Raw genomic sequence first — 20,968 nt, 5'->3', positions numbered from 1 at the left:
CCCGTAGCGATTGCCGCACGGCGGGCCACAAACGCTGTCCCGTGATGCGCGGCAGACACCACGGGCCGAGTAGCAACACTACCGCCCGGAGCCAGCACCGGTCACGACAGTGCTTCCCACGGCGCTTCCCACGACCCGTTCATGCGGCCCGCCTGACCTCACGCGGGCCTCCGCACCTCCCGCGGGTCACCTGATGCCCGCGGGAGTTCGCAGCACCCGCGCGAAGTACATGCGGCCCGCGTGAACGGGCGGACGAGGCCACACCGCTCCGCCCGGGCTGCCAGGGCCGCGGTAGGCACTCTCACCCTGCCGGGCTATCCCCTCCCCGCCGGCGAGCCGTACCTCACCGGCGGGCGTCCCATCCGGTCGGGCAGGTCGTACAGCGCGTTCTCCTCGTGGACGAGGCCCTGGGCGCGCAGCACCCTCTCCGACACGCCGGCTCCGGCCCTTCGCTCGACCACCTCGTCGGGGTCGGCACCCATCGCCTCGGCGAAGGCGGCGTCCAGGCACAGCCGCGCCAGCAACGAACGCTGGTCGGCGAACCATCGTCCCTGATCAACCGATGCTGGACGACGCTCTCCCGGCGTCCCCATGACCCAGGCGCCGGTTTCCTCCGCGAGATAGCCACCCCGGGCGACGTAGGCGTAGGCGCCCGCGAGCCGCTCCCCGGTCTGCAGCAGGATCGGGGTCTCCAGCCACACCCGCCGGTAGGCCGGCGACTCCGTCTCGTCGATCTCGGCCAGCTGGTCGTCGTCGAGCAACTGCACCACGGTGCCGGTCTCCGCCCCGGCCTGTGGGAACACGGTGGCCGGAACATACCCGAGCGCGGACACGAAGGCGCAGAAGCCCACGCGAACACCGCGCACCCACGCCAATACAGAAGGAACGACCAGCGGTGTGGACGACGACCCGAACTTGTGGCGAAGCTGCGCAGGAGCCGCGTTCGACCCGATCGCCAGCACCGGGACGCGCGCACCGAGACCCGCCACCTGCTCCTGCTCGAGCACCGAGGCCAGGCTCGGGAACGGGTCGGACTGCCCCGGGTACGCCGCGCCCAGAGCGACCCGGCAGTCGTCCAGCCGAAGCCCGCTCGGGCTCGGCGACCCGAGCGGATCACCGTCGCGGGCGCGGATCTGCCACACGGCGGTCCTGGTGATCAACGCCGACATGGACGGCCTCGCACCCGGGTATTCCAGCGGACGGGCGCGCGGGGAGTTCTCGGCAGCGTACGGGTCGAATCGTGCGATCTCGTCGTCACCCATGCGTCAGGACTGTAGTCACTTCAGGCATCCGCACGGCCCGGCAGCCTCCGGGCTGGCCGACTTCCCTAGCCGGATTCGTGCTCGCCGGGGTTTCCGAGCAGTCGCCGGATCATCTCCAGGCGCTCGCCGATCGCCATCTCGTTGCCGTGGTCGGTGGGCCGGTAGTAGTGCCGCCCGGTCAGTTCGTCGGGCAGGTACTGCTGGGACGCCACCCCGTGCGGGAAGTCGTGCGCGTACTTGTAGCCCACCCCGTGGCCGTAGTTGCCGGCGGACGAGTAGTGCGCATCGCGCAGGTGGGGCGGTACCTGTCCGATGCGTCCCGCCCGGACGTCGGCGATGGCCTCGTCGATCGCCAGGACGACCGCGTTCGACTTGGGTGCCGTCGCCGCGGCGATGGTCGCCTGCGCGAGATTGATCCGGGCCTCGGGCATCCCGATCAGCTGCACGGCCTGAGCGGCGGCCACGCAGGTCTGCAGCACCCCGGGCGCGGCCATGCCGACGTCCTCGCTGGCCAGCACCACCAGACGCCGGGCGATGAACCTCGGATCCTCCCCCGCCTCGATCATCCTGGCCAGCCAGTGAAGGGCGGCATCCACGTCGGAGCCGCGCACCGATTTGATGAACGCGCTCGTCACGTCGTAGTGCTGGTCGCCGTGCGCGTCGTAGCGCACGGCCGCTCGATCGACCGACTTCTCCAGTGTGGCCAGGTCGATCGTCGTGGACGCGGTGGCGTCGGCACTGCGCGCCGCCTCCTCCAGATAGGTCAGGACGCGCCGTGCGTCCCCACCGGCCATGGCAAGCATGGCCGTGCGCGCCTCGTCCGACAACTCGTAGCGTCCCCCGAGCCCACGCTCGTCGGCCAGCGCACGCTCGACGAGCACGGTCAGGTCGTCGTCGGTCAGGGGCTTCAGGGTGAGGACGAGGGAACGGCTCAGTAGCGGCGCGATGACGCTGAAGCTCGGGTTCTCGGTCGTGGCCGCGATCAGGGTGACCAGCCGGTTCTCGACGGCGGGCAGCAGCACATCCTGCTGGGCTTTGTTGAAGCGGTGCACCTCGTCCACGAACAGCACCGTGGCCAGGCCTCGGGCCAGCTCGCGCCGTGCCGCGTCGAGTTGGGCGCGTACCTCCTTGACCCCCGCAGTGACGGCGGAGATCTCGACGAACCGGCGCTTCGTCTGATGCGACACCACCGCCGCGATCGTCGTCTTGCCGACCCCCGGAGGCCCCCACAGGAACACCGACATCGCTCCGGTACCCTCGGCGAGACGCCGCAGCGGCGAGCCGGGAGCGAGCAGGTGCTGCTGGCCGACGATCTCGTCGACGGTCCGCGGACGCATGCGCACGGCCAGCGGGAGCTGGGCGTGGCCGGCCTCCGACAGCGACCCCCCTCGGGGCGCCGGGGTGGTGTCGTCCACCATGCCGAACAGGTCCTCGCTCATCGCAACGACGCTACCCCACGTAGCGGGACGCACGCTTGTGCCGAAGCCGTTTCGACAAGCGGGTCCTGAACCTGCCGAAGGGCAACGAACGTTTCGACAAGCTCAACGAACGTTTCGACAAGCGGGTCCTGAGCTTGTCGATGGGCAACGAACGTTTCGACAAGCGGGTCCTGAGCTTGTCGAAGGGCAACGAACGTTTCGACAAGCTCAACGAGCGTTTCGACAAGCTCAACGAACGTTTCGACAAGCGGGTCCTGAGCCTGTCGATGGGCAACGAACGTTTCGACAGGCTCAACGAGCGTTCCTTGAGCCTGTCGAAAGGAACGTCAGCCGAGCAGCCGCGTCTCCAAGAGGGTCTGGTCGTCCTGCGTCCACCCGTAGCGGTCGAGCCAGCCGCCGATGCCCCCGAAGTCGGTGTCGAGGTATCCGAGGAGGCTCTCCATGACCTCGGGCGGGGTCGACTGGGCCTTGACGGCGACCTCGTGATCGGACGAGCCCGCGGTCGCCCCCTCGCCCAGCCGCTCCAGGATCGCGGGCACGCGCTCGTTGCTGGCGGCGTAGTCGGCCACCACCTGCTCACCGGGCACGCCGAGGGTCAGCAGCAGAGCCGCGCAGGTCGTCCCGGTGCGGTCCTTGCCGGCGGCACAGTTCACGACGACGGCACCGGCCGAGTGCGACACGACCCGGAGCGCGCTGATCACGTTGTCGCCGCGCACACGCAGGTAGCCGAGGTAGTGACGCGCCATTCCCTGCGCGAAGTCCACCGCCTCGTAGGGGTCGATGGTCGCCAGGTCCTCCTGCCAGGGAGGGACGAGCGAGTCCGGGTCGTCCTCGGGGTACAGGCTCAGGGCATGGACGCTGACCCGGAAGTCGACCGGGGAGGGACCCGACAGCCTGCGCTCCCGGTTGGTGCGCAGGTCGACGACGTCACTCAACTCGTAATCGTCCAGCAGCACCCGCACCGAGGAGGGCGGAAGGTCCTGAAGATTGTCGGATCGCAGGACCACACGGGACCGTACGATCCGCCCGTCGGTGGTGGTGCGCCCCCCGAGGTCGCGCATGTTCACCACTCCGTCCAACCCCACCCAGTTCGGTTCGCTCGTCATGGGGCCGACCGTAGCGTCGCCGGGTGGCCGGTTGGTGAACGGCGGGGACGCCGCCCGACCCGTGGCCCGCTCAGCCGACATGTGCGCCCTCACCGGCTCGCTCGGCGCCGTTCGCGTCGGACGGGCCGTCCTTCTTCTTCGGCTGTGGCTTGAAATCGACCCCCGACTCGCGGCGCTGCTGCACCGTGATGGTGGCCGGGGCCTGGGTCAGCGGGTCGAAACCGCCACCGGACTTCGGGAAGGCGATGACGTCGCGGATCGTGTCGAACCCGCCGAGCAGCATGACGAGCCGGTCGAGCCCCCAGGCGATGCCACCGTGCGGGGGCGCGCCGAACTGGAAGGCATCGAGCAGGAAGCCGAACTTCTCCTGCGCCTGCTCGGGCGTGATACCCATCACCGCGAACACCCGCTCCTGCACGTCGCGGCGGTGGATACGGATGGACCCGCCACCGACCTCGACGCCGTTGCACACGAAGTCGTACCCGTACGACAGGGCCGATGCCGGATCGGTGTCGAAGGTGTCCATGGACTCCGGCTTGGGCGAGGTGAACGCGTGGTGGACGGCCGTCCACTTCCCGCTGCCCACCGCGACGTCGCCCTCGGCGACCGCCGCGCTGGCGGGCTTGAACATGGGCGCGTCCACCACCCAGCAGAAGGCCCAGGAGCCCTCGGGGATCAGGTCGCAGCGCCGGGCGATCTCGAGGCGCGCCGCCCCCAGCAGTTCCTGGGACGATTCCCGCTCGCCCGCGGCGAAGAAGATGGCGTCGCCCGGCTGGGCACCGGCCTGCTCGGCGATACCGGCCTTCTCCGCGTCCGAGATGTTCTTGGCGACCGGGCCCGCGAGCGTTCCGTCGGCACCCACCGTGATGTAGGCCAGCCCCCGGGCACCGCGCTGCTTGGCCCACTCCTGCCAGGCGTCGAACTGGCGCCGGGGAAGGGACGCGCCGCCCGGCATGACCACGCAGCCGACGTAGGGAGCCTGGAAGACGCGGAACGGGGTGTCGGTGAAGAACGCCGTCACCTCGCGGATCTTGTTGCCGAAGCGAAGGTCGGGCTTGTCCGAGCCGTAGTCGTCCATCGCCTCGTGCCAGGTCAGGCGCGGCATGGGACGCGGCAGTTCCACGTCGATGAGCTTCCAGACCGCCGCCATGACGTCCTCGGCGACCGCGATCACGTCCTCCTGGTCGACGAAGCTCATCTCGACGTCGAGCTGGGTGAACTCGGGCTGGCGATCGGCGCGGAAGTCCTCGTCGCGGTAGCAGCGCGCGATCTGGTAGTAGCGCTCGAGCCCGGCGACCATCAGCAGCTGCTTGAACAGCTGGGGGCTCTGGGGAAGCGCGTACCACTTGCCCGGGTGCAAGCGGGCGGGGACGAGGAAGTCGCGCGCGCCCTCGGGCGTCGAGCGCGTCAGGGTCGGTGTCTCGATGTCGACGAAATCGTGGCTGTCCAGCGCCTGCCGGATGGTGTGGGTGACGCGCGAGCGCAGACGCAGCGCCTCGGCCTGACGCGGGCGCCGAAGGTCGAGATAGCGGTACTTCAGCCGGGCGTCCTCACCGACGTTGACCCGCTCGTCGATCGGGAACGGCAACGGGGCAGCGGCGTTCAGCACGTCGAGGGCGCCCACCACCACCTCGACCTCGCCGGTGGCCATGTTCGGGTTCACCGTGTCCTCCGAGCGGGCCTCCACCACGCCGGTGACGCTGATGCAGAACTCATTGCGCAATCTGTGCGCGCCCAGGGAATCGACGAGTTCCTCCCGCACCACGCACTGAACGATGCCCGAGGCATCGCGCAGGTCGACGAAGACGACGCCGCCGTGGTCTCGCCGAGCATCCACCCACCCGGCCAGGGTCACGGTGGTGCCGATTCCGGACGCGCGGAGCGTCCCGGCGTTGTGGGTGCGGAGCATTACTATTCCTTTCTGGCACGCGCATCGACAGTGCGCACACGTGCGGCCCAGTCTACGGGCCCACCGGCCGTACCCCCGAACCGGTGGTTCCGGACGTGCGATCGTCCGCCGGAGGCCCCGCAGCAACCCCGCGTCGACCGCCCACCTCCGAGAGCCACGTGAGGAGCGAGAACAGGCGATATCACCCGTCGTGTCGGCCTGTCACCCTGACGCCCCCTACGACTACAGTCGTACCATGCGCAAGCCATTCGGGGGTCTGCGACGCGAGCGTCCGCAGGCCGGCCCGATTCCCGAGCAGCCACCGACGCCGCCGCTGCACCAGACCCCGCTCTTCGCCAGCCTGCACCTGGAGCGGCGCTCGGCCACGCGTCCGTTCGATCTGCTCCCCGACGCCCTCGTCCAGGTCACCGCCCGCGACGTTCCCGCCGGCGAGCTGACGCTCACCGACGTGGGGCCGGTCGCGGCGCACCTCAGCGTCCGAGCAGAAGGGCTGGGTCCGCAGGCACGCTTCGGCCTGGTCGGCCCCGATGACGCGGCCCTGCTCTGCGGTGTCGAGGGCGCCCGGCTCGTCCTGCGCGCCGGGTGGGCACCCGGCTCCGCGGTGCTCGCGGACTCGCCGCTGCCCTCCGGCACCGCGACACTAACCCTGACCGGCACGACGGCGACCGTGTGGGACGGGACTCGTCCCACGGCGCAGACCCAGGTTCCCGCCGACCTCTTCGGCGATCTCCGCCGGGCCGATGTCGTCTCGACTCTGACCTACGCCTGGGCCGAGGTCGCTTCGGCGGCCGCCGGGGCCTTCGGCCACGTGGGGCTGCGCGATCCCCAGTTGGTGACCGACGCGTTCGGGGCCGCGGTGCTGCGCGAGGGACGCGTCCTGGTGACCTTCACCTGCGCCGGACCCGGCGACGTCACGTGCGCCCACTGGGGACTGTTCTCCATCGACCCGGCGAACCCGCTCGATCCTTCACCGGAGGCGGCCGTCTTCTTCGCCCGCGACGGGCTGATCGTCGGCGACCACGCCGGGCAGTTGATCGTCCAGGACGAGGGCGCCGACGCCATCGTCTCCACCTGGGGCACGTTCGATCCGGCCGATCCGCAGGTCCTCGTCCGGCGGGCCGCGCTGCCCGGTCTGCCCGGCCCCGGCGTCCAGGTGGTCGACGCCGAACCCTTCCCGCTTCCGACCGACGTCTCCTGCTGGGACCCGTCGCTCACCCGCTACGCCGGCTACGACTACGTCGGATTCACCGAATGCTGGCGCTTCGTCCCCGAGTTCGAGTTCCGGCCCGCGCTGGCCAGGCGCCGCGCCGACGACCCGCACGCCGCCTTCGACCGGATCGGGGCCGACACGATGCACCTCCAGACCGAGGGGACGCTGTTCGTCCGCGAGCGCGGGGAGCCGCTGCTGCTGGCGTCCGATGCCAAGGCGCGGGACTACCCCGTCTACCGTCTGGACATGTCCCGGATCGGACGCGTCCAGGCGCCGTACGAATCGGGTATCCCGCATCCCTGCCTGGTGCGCCTGCCCGGTCGTCCCGCGTTCATGATGACCTCCGACGACACCCCGTGGGACGCGTCGTTGCCGCCGGGGTCCCACGGCGACCTGGTGGTCTACGGCGCCTGACTGCGTTCATTCCCGGGGCTGTCCGACAGGCCCCTCCCCTGACAGATCGGTCTTAGGGAATCACTGATCAATGTGGGCAACGCTGGCTGAGCCTGTCGAAGCCCGTTGCCGGATGACAGTTCCACGACCCTTCGACAGGCTCAGGGATCGTTGATCAGCGTTTCCTTAGGTAAGTGGGCGTCAGAGGTGCGCCGTTCCATTCCCCGGAGCACGCCGGCCGTCGCCACCGCGGCCTGAGCCGCCTCGTAACCCTTGTCCTCACGGGAGTCCTCGAACCCCGCGCGGTCGAATGCCTGCGAGTCGTCGTCGCAGGTCAGAACCCCGAACCCGACCGGGACACCGGTACGCAGTGCGACCTCGGTCAGCCCCTGCGTCGCGGCCTGGCACACGTAGTCGAAGTGCGGAGTCCCCCCGCGGACGACGACACCCAGGGCGACGACGGCATCGGCACCGGACCGCGCCGCGGCCAGCGCCACGACCGGCAGTTCGAACGATCCGGGAACCCGCACGAGCCTCACGTCCTCGACACCGGTCTCCGCGAGCCCACGGCGCGCTCCTGCGATGAGACCCTCCATCACGCGCTCATGCCAACTGGCAGCCACGACGACCACGCGCAGGCCCTTCCCCTGCGCCGCGAGAACCGGCGCGCCCTGCCCGCTCATGAGGCCCTCCCCGCCGTCGGAACCTCCGCGCCCAGCCAGTGACCCATGGACGCCGCCTTCGTGCGCATGTATCCGATGTTGTCCTCCGTGATCCCCACGACCAGCGGCACCCGCTCCACCACGTCGATCCCCTCGCCGGTCATCCCCCGGACCTTGTCCGGGTTGTTCGTCAGCAGCCGGACGCGCCGAAGGCCGAGGTCGCGCAGGATGTCGGCCGCCGCGCTGTACTCGCGCAGGTCGACGGGCCAGCCGAGGTCGAGGTTCGCCTGCGCCGTGTCGCGCCCCCGGTCCTGCAATGCGTAGGCACGGACCTTCTCCGCGATCCCGATGCCTCGTCCCTCGTGGCCACCCAGCCGAATCAGCACCCCGCCCTGAGCCGCGATGAGGTCCATCGCGCGCTCCAACTGGGCGCCGCAGTCGCAGCGCAGCGAGTGGAACGCGTCACCGGTGAGGCATTCCGAATGGACGCGTACCAGCGCAGGCCGGTCGCCCGTAGCTCGCGCGGTCGTCGCAGCCGACTCGCCAGGCACCTCCGCGCCGGTGCCCTCCGCCACCAGCGCCACATGTTCCGTGCCGAGCGCATCGTCCCGGTAGGCGATCACCGTGAACAACCCGTGTCGCGTGGGCAGATGCGCCTGTGCCACGCGAGTCACCTGGCCGGATCCGGCCGAACTCTCGAACGCATCCGCCGGGACGGCCCCGTGCCCGTCCGTCCGCGCCTGACGCGCGTCGAGGTCCGTGACCAGGTCCTCCACGGTGAGCAGGACGAGGCCCGACCGCCTGGCCAGCTCCTGCGCCCCCGCCAGCCGGAGCATCGAGCCATCGTCCCTGACCAGCTCGCCGATGACCGCGACCGGTGCTCGTCCTGCCAGTCGGCACAGGTCGACGGCCGCCTCGGTGTGCCCGCCGCGCTCCCGGACCCCGCCGGGCACGGCCTGGAGCGGCAGCATATGACCCGGCCTGGTGAGATCGCCCGCGGTGGTCTCGCCGGCCGCGAGCACACGGGCGGTTCGCGCGCGATCATGGGCACTGATGCCGGTGCTCACCCCCGTCGCAGCGTCCGCGGTGACGGTGTATGCCGTGCGCAACCGGTCCTGGCTCCCCGGCACCATGAGCGGCAGCTCCAGGCGATCGGTCCGTTCCCGGGTCATGGGGACGCACAGGTATCCCGAGGTCCGGCGAACCATCCAACCGATCCAGGCGGGAGTCGCCAGGTCCGCCGCGAGGACGGCGTCGACCTCGTCCTCTCGCGACGCCGAATCCGCGACGAGGACGGGGCGGCCCCGTCGCAGCTCTGCCAGCGCTCTCTCGACGCGACGCCGGGCCTGCCCCATACGGTCACCGGCCTGCGAGACAGGGACATCGCCGGCTGCGGTCTGCTGTTCGCGGTTCACAGGTCGTCCCCTTCCGCCGGAGACTCCCCGGCCCGGGCCGGGTCCACCTCCAGCAGCCGCGCGACATAGCGCGCCAACACGTCGACCTCGATGTTGACCGGATCACCCACGGCGAGAAGCCCGAGGTTCGTGACGCGCAGCGTCTCGGGAATCAGCGCGACGCCCAGTGACGAGCCGTCGACGTGGGTCACCGTCAGTGACACCCCGTTGAGGGCCACCGAGCCCTTCTCGGCGACCAGGCCCGCGAGCGCGTCCGGGACCCGTACCTCCAGCCGGATCCATCCGTCCTCGTCCCGGCGCTCCGTGAGCTCACCGACACCGTCGACGTGGCCCTGGACGATGTGCCCGTGCAGGCGCGCGTCGGCGCGCACGGACCTTTCCAGGTTGACCCGAGATCCCACGCCGAGCGTCCCGATGGCGGTGCGCCGCAGCGTCTCCGGCATGACGTCCACGCAGAATTCGCCGTCGCCCGGCCGCTGATCGCCACGACTCCGGTCGACGACGGTGAGGCATGCCCCGCTGACGCAGATCGAGTCGCCGCGCCTGGCATCGCCGGTGACCAGCGGGCCCCGGATGGCCAGCGAGACGCCGCCGCCGTCCTCGGGGTGGACGGAGGTGATCGTGCCCAGTTCCTCGATGATTCCGGTGAACATCAATACTCCTTGTCGTTGGATGAATGCGCGGATGTGGCGACGATCAGGACGTCGTCGCCGAGACGTTCGCAGTGCCGAGTCGTGAAGCGTGCTGCCTCGGCGATGGTGCCGATGCCGACGTCGCCTATCGCCGCCGGCCCGGCGCCGAGCACCACCGGCGCGATGTAGGCGTGGATCTCGTCCACCAGGCCGGCGCGCAGGAATCCCGAGGCGAGCGTCGGCCCGCCCTCGACGACCAGTTCGTGGACGCCGCGCTCGAACAACACGGCCAGCACCCGGGCGGGATCATGCGTACGCAGGTGGAGCAGGTCGGCTCCGGGCCCGTGGACGGCGGCGTCCGGTGGGATGTCGCGCCTGCCGACGACGACCCGCAGCGGCTGATGGGCCTCCGGTTCCCCGGGGATACGCGCGCTCAGCGCGGGATCATCGCACAACACCGTCCGGATGCCGACGACGATGGCGTCCGATCGCGCACGAACGCCGTGGGCGTGCGCTCGTGCCTGCGGGCCGGTGATCCACCGGCTGGAGCCGTCCGCCGCACCGACGCGTCCGTCGAGCGTCGTGGCGGTCTTGAGGACGACCCAGGGACGCGCGAGCCGTGCGGCGTCGTACCAGTGGCCCAGCAGATCGAGTCCCTCGGCGCGCAGGACGTCGGTCACCATGTCGACACCTGCCGCGCGGAGAACCCCGGCGCCCCCACCGGCGAGCGCCGACGGATCGTCCACGCTGACCAGAACGCGGCCCACCCCGGCCTCGACGAGCGCGCGGGCGCACGGCCCCGTCCGGCCGGTATGAGCACAGGGCTCCAGGGTGACCACAGCCGTCGCGCCGCGCACGTCGATGCCGCGCTCACGAGCGCGCCGGAGGGCGGCAACCTCCGCATGAGGGGTTCCCGCCCCGCCGTGCCAGCCCTCCGCCAGAGCCTCGCCCCCGGTCGAGACGAGAACACACCCGACCCGCGGGTTCGGATCATGGAGCGGGCCCAGCCTCGCCAGCGTTAACGCGCGCCTCATCGCGCGGATCTCACCGTCGGATACGGCGGCGTGTGCCCGGCCGGCCTGACAGCCCATGTCCTCAGCCCCTGAGATCTGGCTCCGGGGATTCAGGTCGGACGGGCACGACCTGCACGCCGGGATGCCGCGGCGAAGGCCCGACGGGCCTAGCCAGGACAACCCGGCGCCACGTGTACTTCTCCCATCCGGACTCTCACCGTCGGTCCCGGAATTCCACCAGGTCAACCGTCGCCCTGCTCAGCAGGGTTCCGGGTCGCGGACTGTCACCGCCGGTTCGGACTTTCACCGACCCCGAAGCACGTGGTGTGCAACTGGCCACAGGCTAGCTCGCGCCACAACCCGTGTCCACCCTCGGCTCGTCGCGTGGGCAGGCGCGTAGCCGAGGGTCCGCGCTCAGGCGTCGAAGGCCAGCACCGAGGGACGAAGATCGCGTTCGGGTGGCTGCCACACCGTGGCGTCCGCCGCGACCTGGTCGCCCGAGCGAATGTCCTTCACCTCACCCTGGAGCCCACCGAACCAGACGTACGGGATCCCGCGGCGATCCGCCTGGCGGATCTGCTTGCCGTACTTGTCGGCCTTGGCGGCCACCTCACACGGGATTCCACGGAAGCGCAGCGCCGAGGCCACATCCATCGCCACACCCCGGGTCTGGTCGTCGTCCACCGCCACCAGCACACAGCTGGGCACCGGACGCGACGCGGCGAGTTCCCCGCGGCCCAGCATCGGGCCGAGCAGCCGGGTGAGACCCAGCGAGATGCCGACCCCTGGATAGGTGCGCTTGCCATCGGTGGCCAGCGCGTCGTAACGTCCGCCCGAGCTCACCGAACCCATGGCCTCGTGCCCGACCAACTCGGTCTCGTACACCGTGCCGGTGTAGTAGTCGAGGCCCCGAGCGATCTTCAGGTCGGCGACCATGCGCCCCGGAAGCCGGCGGTTCGCGGCCGACAGGACGCGTGCCAGCGCGTCGAGGCCCTCGTCCAGCATCTCGGAGTGCACCCCGAGCTCGCGCACCCGATCGACGAACGAGGCGTCGTCCGTGCTGATCGTCGCCAGCTCCACGCACTTGTCGGCCACGTCGCCGGACAGTCCGAGCTCGCCGGTGAGCAGTTCCTTCACGGCCTGCGGGCCGATCTTGTCGAACTTGTCGACGCGCTGGAGCACCGCCGCGGGCTCGGTGATGCCCAGGCCCCGGTAGAAGCCCTCCGACAGCTTGCGGTTGTTGACGTGCATGCGCACCGGCGGCAGCCCCAGACCGGTGTGCAGCCGCTCGAGGGCCTCCAACATGACCAGCGGCGCCTCGACGTCGTGGTGCTCGGCCAGCGTGTTCTCGCCCACGATGTCGATGTCGGCCTGCGTGAACTCGCGGTACCGGCCCTCCTGGGGACGCTCCCCGCGCCACACCTTCTGGATCTGGTAGCGGCGGAACGGGAACACCAGGTGCCCCGAGTTCTCCAGCACATAGCGGGCCAGCGGCACCGTGAGATCGAAGTGCAGCCCGAGGTCGTCGGTCTCGTCCGGCGTCGCATGCAGCCGGCGGACGACATAGACCTCCTTGGTGATCTCGCCCTTGCTGGTGAGCGCCTCCATGGGCTCCACGGCCCGGGTCTCGATGTTCGCGAAGCCGTGCAGCTCGAAGGTTTCTCGCAGCACGTCGACGACGGCCTGCTCGACCATGCGCTGGGCGGGCAGGAACTCGGGGAATCCGGACAGTGGCTTCGGACGAGCCATCAGTCGGTCGCCTCCTTGGGCATCTCGGCGGTGGCCGTGCCGGCCGACGGGGCGACCTGCACGAGGTACGGGTTGCTGGCCAGCTCACGAGCCATCGTCGTGGCCGGACCATGCCCCGGAAGGATACGCGCCACTGCCGGGATCTCCCGCACCAGCCGGCCGAGCGAGGCCATCATCGTGGGCATGGAGCCGCCCGGCAGGTCGACGCGCCCGATCGTCCCGGCGAACAGGACGTCGCCGCCGAAGACGACGGGCGCACCCGCGTCGTCGGCCAGGAACACCACGGAGCCGGGCGTGTGCCCCGGGGCATGGATCGCGCGTAGACGCAGGCCCGCGAGCTCGAGTACCTGACCGTCCGATATCTCCCTCAGATCATGAGGCTCGGGCAGGGTGGAGCGTCCCTGGAGGACGTAGCGGATCAGTGGCAGCGAATCGGCGCCCAATCCCGCCACGGGATCGGTGAGCATCACACGATCAGCCGGGTGGCAGAACAAGGGGACGGCGTGAGCATCGGCGAGATCGGCGGCATCGGCGACGTGGTCGAGGTGACCGTGGGTGCACACCACCGCGGCGAGCCACAGGCCATGACGGGCCAGGAGAACCTCGGTCTGTTCGCGTGATCCCACCCCGGGATCGATGACCACGCCCGCCCTGGAGGTTCCGGAGACCTTTTCGTCGGATGCGATCACATAGGTGTTGGTCTGCCACGGACCGACCACGAACGACTCGATGAACACAAATGCCAGCCTATCGGGCAAGATGGACCCATGAGCGAAAGTGCAGGGCCGGCCAGCTTCGGACGCGTTGAGGACGACGGCACGGTGTACGTCGTCACCTCCGCGGGCGAACGCAGGGTCGGTCAAGTCCCCGATGTCGACAAGTCCGAGGCGCTCGCGTTCTTCGTCCGTCGCTTCGAATCGCTGGAAACCGAGGTGGGCCTGCTCGTCAGCCGCGTCTCCTCGGGTTCAGTGTCGCCGGAGGAGGCCCGCAAGACCGTCAACCACCTGAGGGGTGCGATCGCCGAGGCCAACGCAGTCGGCGACCTCGAGAGTCTCACGGCGAAGCTGGAGGGGCTCGTCCCTCTATTGGCCGCCAAGCAGGAGGAGCGCAAGGCACAGCGCGCCCAGCAGAACGAGCAGACCCGCGCCGCCAAGGAGGCCATGGTTGCCGAGGCCGAGAAGCTCGCGGCAGGCAACGACTGGCGCGGTGGCGTCAACCGGTTCCGCTCCCTGCTGGATCAGTGGAAGGCACTGCCCCGAATCGACCGGGCGACCGACGACGAGCTGTGGCACCGGTTCAGCGGCGCACGCACCACCTACACGCGCCGCCGCAAGTCCCAGTTCGCCAGCGAGAACGAGCGGCGTGAGGACGCGCGGAAGGCGAAGGAACAGATCATCGAGCGGGCCAGGCAGATCGCGGACTCGACCGACTGGTCGGCGACCGCAGCCGAGTTCCGCGACCTCATGCAGAGCTGGAAGGCGGCCGGCGGCGCCAACCGCGACATCGACGACAAGCTGTGGGCCGAGTTCCGTGGGCTGCAGGACCAGTTCTTCAACGCCAGGTCGGCGGCCTTCGAGCAGGAGGAAGCCGAGTTCCGCGACAACCAGACCGCCAAGGAACAACTGCTCGGCGAGGCGGAGGGAACCATCCTCCCCGTGTCGGACGTCAAGGCCGCCCGCGAGGCGTTCCGCGACTTCCTCACCCGCTACAACGCCTACGGCAAGGTGCCGCGCGACGCGATCCGTCCCCTCGACAACCGCGTCCGGGCGATCGAGCAGGCCATCAAGGCTGCCGAGGACGACGAGTGGCGCCGCACCGATCCCGAGGCCCGCAAGCGTGCCGCCGACACGGTCGAGATGTTCACCGAGCAGATCAACAAGCTGGCGAAGCAGGCGGAAGCGGCCGAGGCCCGGGGCGACCACCGCAAGGCGGCCAAGACCCGGGAGTCGATCGAGACCTACAACGAGTGGCTCGCTCAGGCCCAGCGCGCCCTGGACGAGTTCACCGCCTGATCAAGGGCAGGCGCCCGCACTCAATGGCGAGTGCGGGCGCCTTGCTCGTGGATCTGGCTTGGGCTCGTCCTGGGGCGTCTTCTAGCCGCCCTGGCTCACCCGCGAGACGTCGTAGACGCCCGACACGTGGCGGAGTTGCGAGGTGACGTCCGCCAGATGCTTGGGATCGCTGCACTCGAAGGTCAGCCGCACCTTGGCCAGCCGATCCTTCGTCGTGCTGACGACTGCCGACGTGATGGATATCCCCTGATCGCCCAGGGCCTTGGTGACCTCCGAGAGCAGACCGGTGCGATCGAGCGCCTCGACCTGGATCGCCACCAGGTAGCCGACGCCCGGTGACGCCGCCCACTCCACCTGGACGATGCGTTCGGGCTGCGCCAGCAGGCTGGCCGCGTTCGTGCAGTCCCGCCTGTGCACCGACACGCCGTTCTCGCGCGTCACGAAGCCGAGGATCGCATCGCCGGGCAACGGCGTGCAGCACTTGGCCAGTTTCACCCACATGTCGGGCTGGCCGTCGACGATCACACCGACATCGCTGGTGGCCCCCGACTTGCGGCGCGGGGCTGTGGGGGTCTTGTCCTCCAGCCCCTCCGTGACAGCCTCTTCCAGGCCACCCTCGGTCTCGACAAGCCGCAGGACGACGCTCTGCGGCCCCACGTTGCCCTCGCCGATCGCGGCGTACAGGGCGTTCACGTCCGGGAGCCGGTAGGTGTCGGCCACAGAGGTGAGGTGCTCAAGGGTCAGCAGCCGTTGCAGCGGGAGCCCCGACCTGCGCAGTTGTTTGGCGAGCGCGTCCTTGCCCTGCTCGACCGCCTCCTCGCGGCGCTCTCGGGTGAAGTGCTGCTTGATCTTCGAGCGCGCCCGCTGGCTCACCACGAAACTCAGCCAGTCGCGGCTGGGGCCGGCGTTCTCGGCGCGGGACACGAGGATCTCGCAGATGTCCCCGTTGTTGAGCGGGGTGTCCAACGGGACGAGCCGACCGCCCACACGGGCACCGATACACCGGTCGCCCACCTGGCTGTGGATGGCGTAGGCGAGGTCGACCGGCGTGGCGCCCTTCGGGAGCGCGATGACGTCACCCTTCGGGGTGAACACGTAGACCTCGCTGGCGTTCAGCTCGAACCGCAGGGAGTCGAGGAACTCCCCCGGGTCCTCGGTCTCGCGCTGCCACTGATTCAGCTGGTACACCCACGAGAGCTGTTCGCCCTCGGGATCGAGGTGTCCCTCACCGGGCTTGCCGGCATGCTTGGCGCTCGGATCCTCCTTGTACTTCCAGTGCGCGGCGACGCCGTACTCGGCGCGCTGGTGCATCTCGTGCGTGCGGATCTGGAACTCCACCGGGCGGTTGCCGGGGCCGAGCACCGTCGTGTGCAGCGACTGGTACATGTTGTACTTCGGCAGGGCGATGTAGTCCTTGAACCTGCCGGGCAGCGGGTTCCACCGCGTGTGCAGGACGCCCAGGGCCGCGTAGCAGTCGCGGGGCGTGTCGACCAGGACACGCAGCCCGACCAGGTCGTAGATGTCGGAGAACTCGCGCCCGCGTACCACCATCTTCTGGTAGATCGAGTAGTAATGCTTCGGACGCCCGTAGACGGTCGCCTTGATGCCGGCGTCGACCAGGTCCTTCTTGGCCTGATCGATGACCTCGCGCAGTTGCCGCTCGCGCTGCGGCGCGGCCTCGGCGACGAGATGGACGATCTCGTCGTAGACCTTGGGTTGCAGCGTCGCGAACGAGAGGTCCTCCAGCTCCCACTTGATCGCGTTCATGCCCAGGCGATGGGCCAGCGGGGCGAAGATCTCCAGCGTGTCCTTGGCGATCCGCAGTTGCTTGTCGGGCCGCAGGAACGAGATCGTCCTCATGTTGTGCAGCCGGTCGGCGAGCTTGATGACGAGCACGCGTACGTCGCGCGCGGTGGCCACGACCAGTTTGCGGATCGTCTCGGCCTTCGCCGACTCCCCGTAGGTGAGCTTGTCGAGCTTGGTCACACCGTCGACCAGCGTGGCGATCTCGTCCCCGAAATCGGTCCGCAACTGCTCCAGCGTGTAGCTCGTGTCCTCCACGGTGTCGTGCAGCAGGGCCGCCGACAGCGTGGCCTCGGTCATGCCCAGTTCGGCCAGGATCGTCGCCACCGCGAGCGGATGGGTGATGTAGGGCTCGCCGCTCTTGCGGGTCTGGCCACGGTGATAGTGCTCGGCCGTGTGGTAGGCGCGCTCCAACTGCTCGAGATCGGTCTTCGGGTGATTGGCCCGTACCACCGCGAACAACGGATCGAGAACGGCTGACTGCGGCGTGCGATTGACCGCGCCGAAACGCGCGAAGCGCTGGCGCATGCGCAGACGAGGCTGCTCGGGGCCTGCCGCGACCCGCTCGAGTGTGGCCGATTGCGGTGCGCCCGGAATGCCCTCACCCGACCCGTAGGGCCCGTAGACGCTGTCTCCAGACAACTTGGTGCCCCCTTTCGCCGAGTTGCGTAACGACGAGTGTAGCCCCAACCACAACCCCGTACACCGAACGCCCGTCCGGGGACCCGTCGCGCCGCGGACGACTTCGGCTCGGTCGCCCGCCTTACGGGGTTTGTAACAACGCCAGCACCTCGTTTAGTCCGCACGTGGCGAGGTTGGCGCGTCCGCCGAGATCGGCCAGCTCGATGACCACCTGAACCTGCGCCACCTCGGCCCCCAGCCGATGGATCAGCTTGCCGGAGGCGCACAATGTGCCCCCCGTGGCGAGCAGGTCGTCGACCAGCAGCACGCGCTGGCCGGCCTGGATCCCGTCGATGTGCATGGCCAGCACACTCGAGCCGTACTCGAGGTCGAAGTGCTCCTCCACCACGGTGCCCGGCAGCTTGCCCGGCTTGCGAATCGGCACGAACCCGACCCCGAGCCGCAGAGCGAGCGGGGCTCCGAACAGGAAGCCACGGGACTCCACACCGCACACCGCGTCGATGCCCGCGGGAGCCGACTCCGCGAGGACGTCGATGACGCCCTCGAACGCACCCGAGTCCCCGAGCAGGGGCGTGATGTCCTTGAACTGGATCCCGGGCTTGGGGAAGTCGGGCACGTTGCGGATCAGGCTCGCGGCATGCTCCACACGGGGGTCGGACGTCTCGGGCTTCATGGGCTCCATCACTTCTTCCTGTTCGAACGCGAGCTCTTCCTCGGCTGGTTCCTGGACTGGGTCTCGTCCGGGTCGAGGACGTCGTCCACGACCGGGACAGGCACCTCCTCCTCGGCGAACTCCAACGTGCCCGATGCCGGGGTCGCCGCGAGCGGCATGCTCGCGGGAGAGACCTCCGCGTCCGTCACCGCCGCGCTCACCCGAGCCCGAGCCCGAGTGCGGTTCTTCTCGAGGGCCGCCCGGTGGCGGCGCATCTCGGGCTCACGTTCGCGCAGGTGGGCCAGCAGCGGGGTGGCGAGGAAGATCGAGGAATAGGCACCCGACACCATGCCGATCAGCATCGCCAGGCCGAGATCGGCCAGCGGCCCGTCGCCGCCGAGCACGACCACGCCCGCCACCAGGATGGCGATCACGGGAAGCACCGCGATGATCGTCGTGTTGATCGACCGGACGAGCACCTGGTTGATGGCCGCGTTCGCCGCCTGCGTGTAGGTGCGCTGCTGGCTCTTGATGTCGCGGGTCTTCTCCCGCACCATGTCGAAGACCACGACCGTGTCGTACAGCGAATAGCCGAGGATCGTCAGCACGGCGATCACCGTGGACGGCATCACGGAGAAGCCGACCAGCGCGTACAGGCCGACGGTCACGATGAGGTCGTGGGCCAGCGCGATCAGGGCCGACACCGACATCTTCCACTCACGGAAGTAGATCCAGATCAGCAACCCGACCAGGACAAGGAAGACGACCAGGGCACCCAGGGCCTGCTTGGTGAGTTGTTCGCCCCAGGACGGCCCGATGAGGCTGTAGGCGACGTCGTCCTGCGAGACCCCCGCCTCGTCGGCGATCGCCGCTCGTACCTCGGTGACCTCCTCGTTGGTCAGGCTCCGGGTCTGGACACGGACGGTGTCGGAGCCGACGCTGTTGACCTGGGCGTCCAGCTCGGAGACCCCCGCGTCGTCGACGGCCGCGGTGAAGCGGTCGATCGTGTCGGACTGCACCTGGGCGGGTGCCTGGAAGACCGACCCGCCGACGAACTCGATGCCCAGGTTGAGACCCCGCAGGCCGACGGCCAGGAGCGAGATCAGGATCAGCACCGCGCTGAAGGTGTACCAGGCGCGCCGATGCTTCATGAAGTCGAACTCGAAGTCACCGGTGTAGAGGCGGTGCGAGAACGACGGGGACGGCTTGTCCGTCCGGGTCATCGTGTCACTCATCGGCGGCCTCCTTGGTCGTGTTGTCCGTCGGGCCGCCGGCGGTGGTGGTCGTGCCCGAGCGTCTCGCGGACGCACCCCCGGTCGTGTCGGGACGCGTACGTCTGCGCGAGCTGGCCCGTCGTCCGAGCATGGACGCCCGGGACACCCCCAGGTGCTCGGGGTCGAACCCGGACCACTTGTGTCCCTCGCCGAAGAACCGCGTCCGGCCGAGGATGGTCATCATCGGGTGGCTGAAGAACACGACGAGGAACAGGTCGATGGCCGTGGTGATGCCCAGCGTGAACGCGAAGCCCTTGACGCTGCCGAAGGCCAGCGCGTACAGGACGACCGCCGCGAGCAGTTGCACGCCATCGGCCATGAGGATCGTGTTCCGTGCCTTGTGCCAGCCTGATTCGATCGAATGGCGCAGACTGTGCCCGTCGCGGATCTCGTCACGTATCCGTTCGAAGTAGACGATGAAGGAGTCCGCCGTCACGCCGATGGCCACGATCGCGCCGGCGATGCCCGGCAGGTTCAGGGCGAAGCCCACCGCCGACCCGAGCAACACCATGACGGCGTAGGTCACGATCGCCGCTGCGACGAGCGACCCGACCACGACCACGGTGAGGCCCCGGTAGTAGATCAGGCTGTAGGCCACGACGAGGCTCAGGCCGATGATGCCGGCGATGATGCCCGCCGTCATCTGGTTGCCGCCCAGCGTGGGCGACACGGTGTCCACCGAGCTGGTCTCCAACTCGATCGGCAGGGCGCCGTAACGCAGCGTGGAGGCCAGCGACCGGGCACTGTCCTCGGTGATGCTCCCGCCGCTGATCTGGGCCTGGCCACCTGTGATCTGCTCGCTCACCGACGGCGCCGAGACGACTTCACCGTCGAGGACGATCGCGAACTGGTTCTGCGGCGACTGGTTCGCCGAGAGTGCCTCGGTGGCGTCCGCGAAGGTCTGCGATCCCTCGTCGTCGAACGACAGCGACACCACCCAGGTCAGCTGACCCTGCGGAACTCCGGCCGTCGCGTCGGTGACCTGGTCGCCGTCGATGATGACCGGCCCGAGGAAGTACTTCGCGGTGCCGTCCTGGCTGCAGGCGATGAGCGGCTGATCGCTCACGTCGGGGAAGTCGTCACCGCACTGGAACGCGTAGAACTCCTCGGCGTCCTGCTCGGTCGGCGTGTAGCCCAGCTTCTCGTCGAGAGTCTGCTCCTCGGTCCCGGGCGTGGTCGGCCTGGGGCTGTACGGAGTCGGCGGCTCGGTCGGAAGTGCCGGCACGGGACGACGCTCGGCCGTGCTGGCCGGGGCGGATGTGGCCTCGCTGGACGAGGTGGCCGACGACGACGGGGCCGAGGTCTCCGAACTCGATGTCTCGCCCGACGACGCCGTCTCGTCCGATGATGCGGACGAGGATGACGACGCGCTCGGCGATGCGGAGGCGGTGGACGATTCGACCTGCTGCACGGCGATGACCGGCCGGAAGCTCAGCTGGGCCGTGCTGCCGACGAGCTCGACGAGCTCGTCGCTGTTGACATTGGGGACCGCGACCTCGATCTGGTTGTCGCCCTGGATCGTGACGGACGCCTCGCCCACGCCGAGGGAGTCGACTCGCTTCTGGATGATGGTCCGCGCCATCTCCAGGTTCTCCCGGGGGACGTCGCCTCCTCCGTCGGAGGCAGCCGCCGTCAGCGTGATGGTCGTACCACCCCGCAGATCGAGGCCCAGGCGTGGGGTCCAGGAGCCGACGACCGCCATCAGCGCGTACAGCAGGCAGACGATCGCCGCGAACGCCAGGAGCATGCGTCCCGGCTTGTAGTCATTGGTCGTGGCCACTCGGATGCGCCCCCG

The 20,968-nt window shown here is 69.5% G+C and carries 15 protein-coding genes, 1 pseudogene and 1 riboswitch; of the genes and pseudogenes, 2 read left to right on the top strand and 14 right to left on the bottom strand.

The window, feature by feature from the left end; translation table 11 throughout:
* Window positions 1-314: 314 nt before the first annotated feature.
* The 4 genes from FB473_RS05955 to aspS form a co-directional block, all read right to left on the bottom strand.
* Complete coding sequence (locus FB473_RS05955) at window positions 315-1,262, bottom strand: gamma-glutamylcyclotransferase (RefSeq protein ID WP_167165569.1); 948 nt, start codon at window positions 1,260-1,262, stop codon at window positions 315-317.
* Window positions 1,263-1,327: 65 nt separating this feature from the next.
* Window positions 1,328-2,701 carry a replication-associated recombination protein A gene (locus FB473_RS05950; protein ID WP_167165567.1) on the bottom strand — a complete coding sequence of 458 codons (1,374 nt, stop codon included), beginning with the start codon at window positions 2,699-2,701 and terminating at the stop codon, window positions 1,328-1,330.
* Window positions 2,702-3,027: 326 nt separating this feature from the next.
* Window positions 3,028-3,807 (bottom strand): tyrosine-protein phosphatase, encoded by a 780-nt coding sequence (locus FB473_RS05945; protein WP_167165565.1) that lies wholly within the window; start codon window positions 3,805-3,807, stop codon window positions 3,028-3,030.
* 70 nt (window positions 3,808-3,877) lie between these two features.
* On the bottom strand, window positions 3,878-5,716 hold the full coding sequence (aspS, locus tag FB473_RS05940; RefSeq protein ID WP_167165563.1) for an aspartate--tRNA ligase: 1,839 nt from the start codon (window positions 5,714-5,716) through the stop codon (window positions 3,878-3,880).
* Between the two features lie 235 nt (window positions 5,717-5,951).
* Between aspS and FB473_RS05935 the strand changes: the two genes are divergently transcribed.
* On the top strand, window positions 5,952-7,340 hold the full coding sequence (locus FB473_RS05935) for a hypothetical protein (RefSeq protein WP_167165561.1): 1,389 nt from the start codon (window positions 5,952-5,954) through the stop codon (window positions 7,338-7,340).
* Between the two features lie 140 nt (window positions 7,341-7,480).
* Here FB473_RS05935 and ribH read toward each other — a convergent pair whose 3' ends face one another.
* The 6 genes from ribH to FB473_RS05905 form a co-directional block, all read right to left on the bottom strand.
* Window positions 7,481-8,002: a 6,7-dimethyl-8-ribityllumazine synthase gene (gene ribH, locus FB473_RS05930; protein WP_167165559.1), complete on the bottom strand. Its 522-nt coding sequence runs from the start codon at window positions 8,000-8,002 to the stop codon at window positions 7,481-7,483.
* A complete protein-coding gene (ribA, locus tag FB473_RS05925; protein ID WP_341770046.1) occupies window positions 7,999-9,396 on the bottom strand; it encodes a GTP cyclohydrolase II in 1,398 nt (465 codons plus the stop codon). Before ribA ends, ribH begins: the two co-directional genes overlap by 4 nt.
* Window positions 9,393-10,049 (bottom strand): riboflavin synthase, encoded by a 657-nt coding sequence (locus FB473_RS05920; protein ID WP_167165557.1) that lies wholly within the window; start codon window positions 10,047-10,049, stop codon window positions 9,393-9,395. The genes ribA and FB473_RS05920 overlap by 4 nt, the downstream gene beginning before the upstream one ends.
* Window positions 10,049-11,062 carry a bifunctional diaminohydroxyphosphoribosylaminopyrimidine deaminase/5-amino-6-(5-phosphoribosylamino)uracil reductase RibD gene (gene ribD / locus FB473_RS05915; RefSeq protein WP_167169170.1) on the bottom strand — a complete coding sequence of 338 codons (1,014 nt, stop codon included), beginning with the start codon at window positions 11,060-11,062 and terminating at the stop codon, window positions 10,049-10,051. The genes FB473_RS05920 and ribD overlap by 1 nt, the downstream gene beginning before the upstream one ends.
* Window positions 11,063-11,231: 169 nt before the next feature.
* Window positions 11,232-11,365: riboswitch (FMN riboswitch) on the bottom strand.
* Window positions 11,366-11,455: 90 nt separating this feature from the next.
* Window positions 11,456-12,790 (bottom strand): histidine--tRNA ligase, encoded by a 1,335-nt coding sequence (gene hisS, locus FB473_RS05910; protein ID WP_167165555.1) that lies wholly within the window; start codon window positions 12,788-12,790, stop codon window positions 11,456-11,458.
* Window positions 12,790-13,527 carry an MBL fold metallo-hydrolase gene (locus tag FB473_RS05905; RefSeq protein ID WP_167165553.1) on the bottom strand — a complete coding sequence of 246 codons (738 nt, stop codon included), beginning with the start codon at window positions 13,525-13,527 and terminating at the stop codon, window positions 12,790-12,792. The genes hisS and FB473_RS05905 overlap by 1 nt, the downstream gene beginning before the upstream one ends.
* Here FB473_RS05905 and FB473_RS05900 point away from each other — a divergent pair.
* Window positions 13,520-14,802: pseudogene (locus FB473_RS05900) on the top strand (DUF349 domain-containing protein). The gene FB473_RS05905 and the pseudogene FB473_RS05900 overlap by 8 nt on opposite strands.
* Before the next feature lie 81 nt (window positions 14,803-14,883).
* Here FB473_RS05900 and FB473_RS05895 read toward each other — a convergent pair.
* The 4 genes from FB473_RS05895 to secD form a co-directional block, all read right to left on the bottom strand.
* Window positions 14,884-17,247 (bottom strand): RelA/SpoT family protein, encoded by a 2,364-nt coding sequence (locus tag FB473_RS05895; protein ID WP_167165549.1) that lies wholly within the window; start codon window positions 17,245-17,247, stop codon window positions 14,884-14,886.
* Window positions 17,248-17,368: 121 nt separating this feature from the next.
* Window positions 17,369-17,920 carry an adenine phosphoribosyltransferase gene (locus FB473_RS05890; RefSeq protein WP_167169167.1) on the bottom strand — a complete coding sequence of 184 codons (552 nt, stop codon included), beginning with the start codon at window positions 17,918-17,920 and terminating at the stop codon, window positions 17,369-17,371.
* 8 nt (window positions 17,921-17,928) lie between these two features.
* Entirely contained in the window at window positions 17,929-19,134 is a 1,206-nt protein-coding gene (gene secF, locus FB473_RS05885; RefSeq protein ID WP_167165547.1) for a protein translocase subunit SecF, read from the bottom strand.
* Window positions 19,127-20,953 carry a protein translocase subunit SecD gene (gene secD, locus FB473_RS05880; protein ID WP_376837192.1) on the bottom strand — a complete coding sequence of 609 codons (1,827 nt, stop codon included), beginning with the start codon at window positions 20,951-20,953 and terminating at the stop codon, window positions 19,127-19,129. Before secD ends, secF begins: the two co-directional genes overlap by 8 nt.
* Window positions 20,954-20,968: the final 15 nt, after the last annotated feature.

This window comes from Brooklawnia cerclae, assembly GCF_011758645.1.
Taxonomy (GTDB): Bacteria; Actinomycetota; Actinomycetes; order Propionibacteriales; family Propionibacteriaceae; genus Brooklawnia; species Brooklawnia cerclae.
Note: the sequence above shows the minus strand (reverse complement) of the source record. Positions and strands in the feature narration are given on the sequence as shown.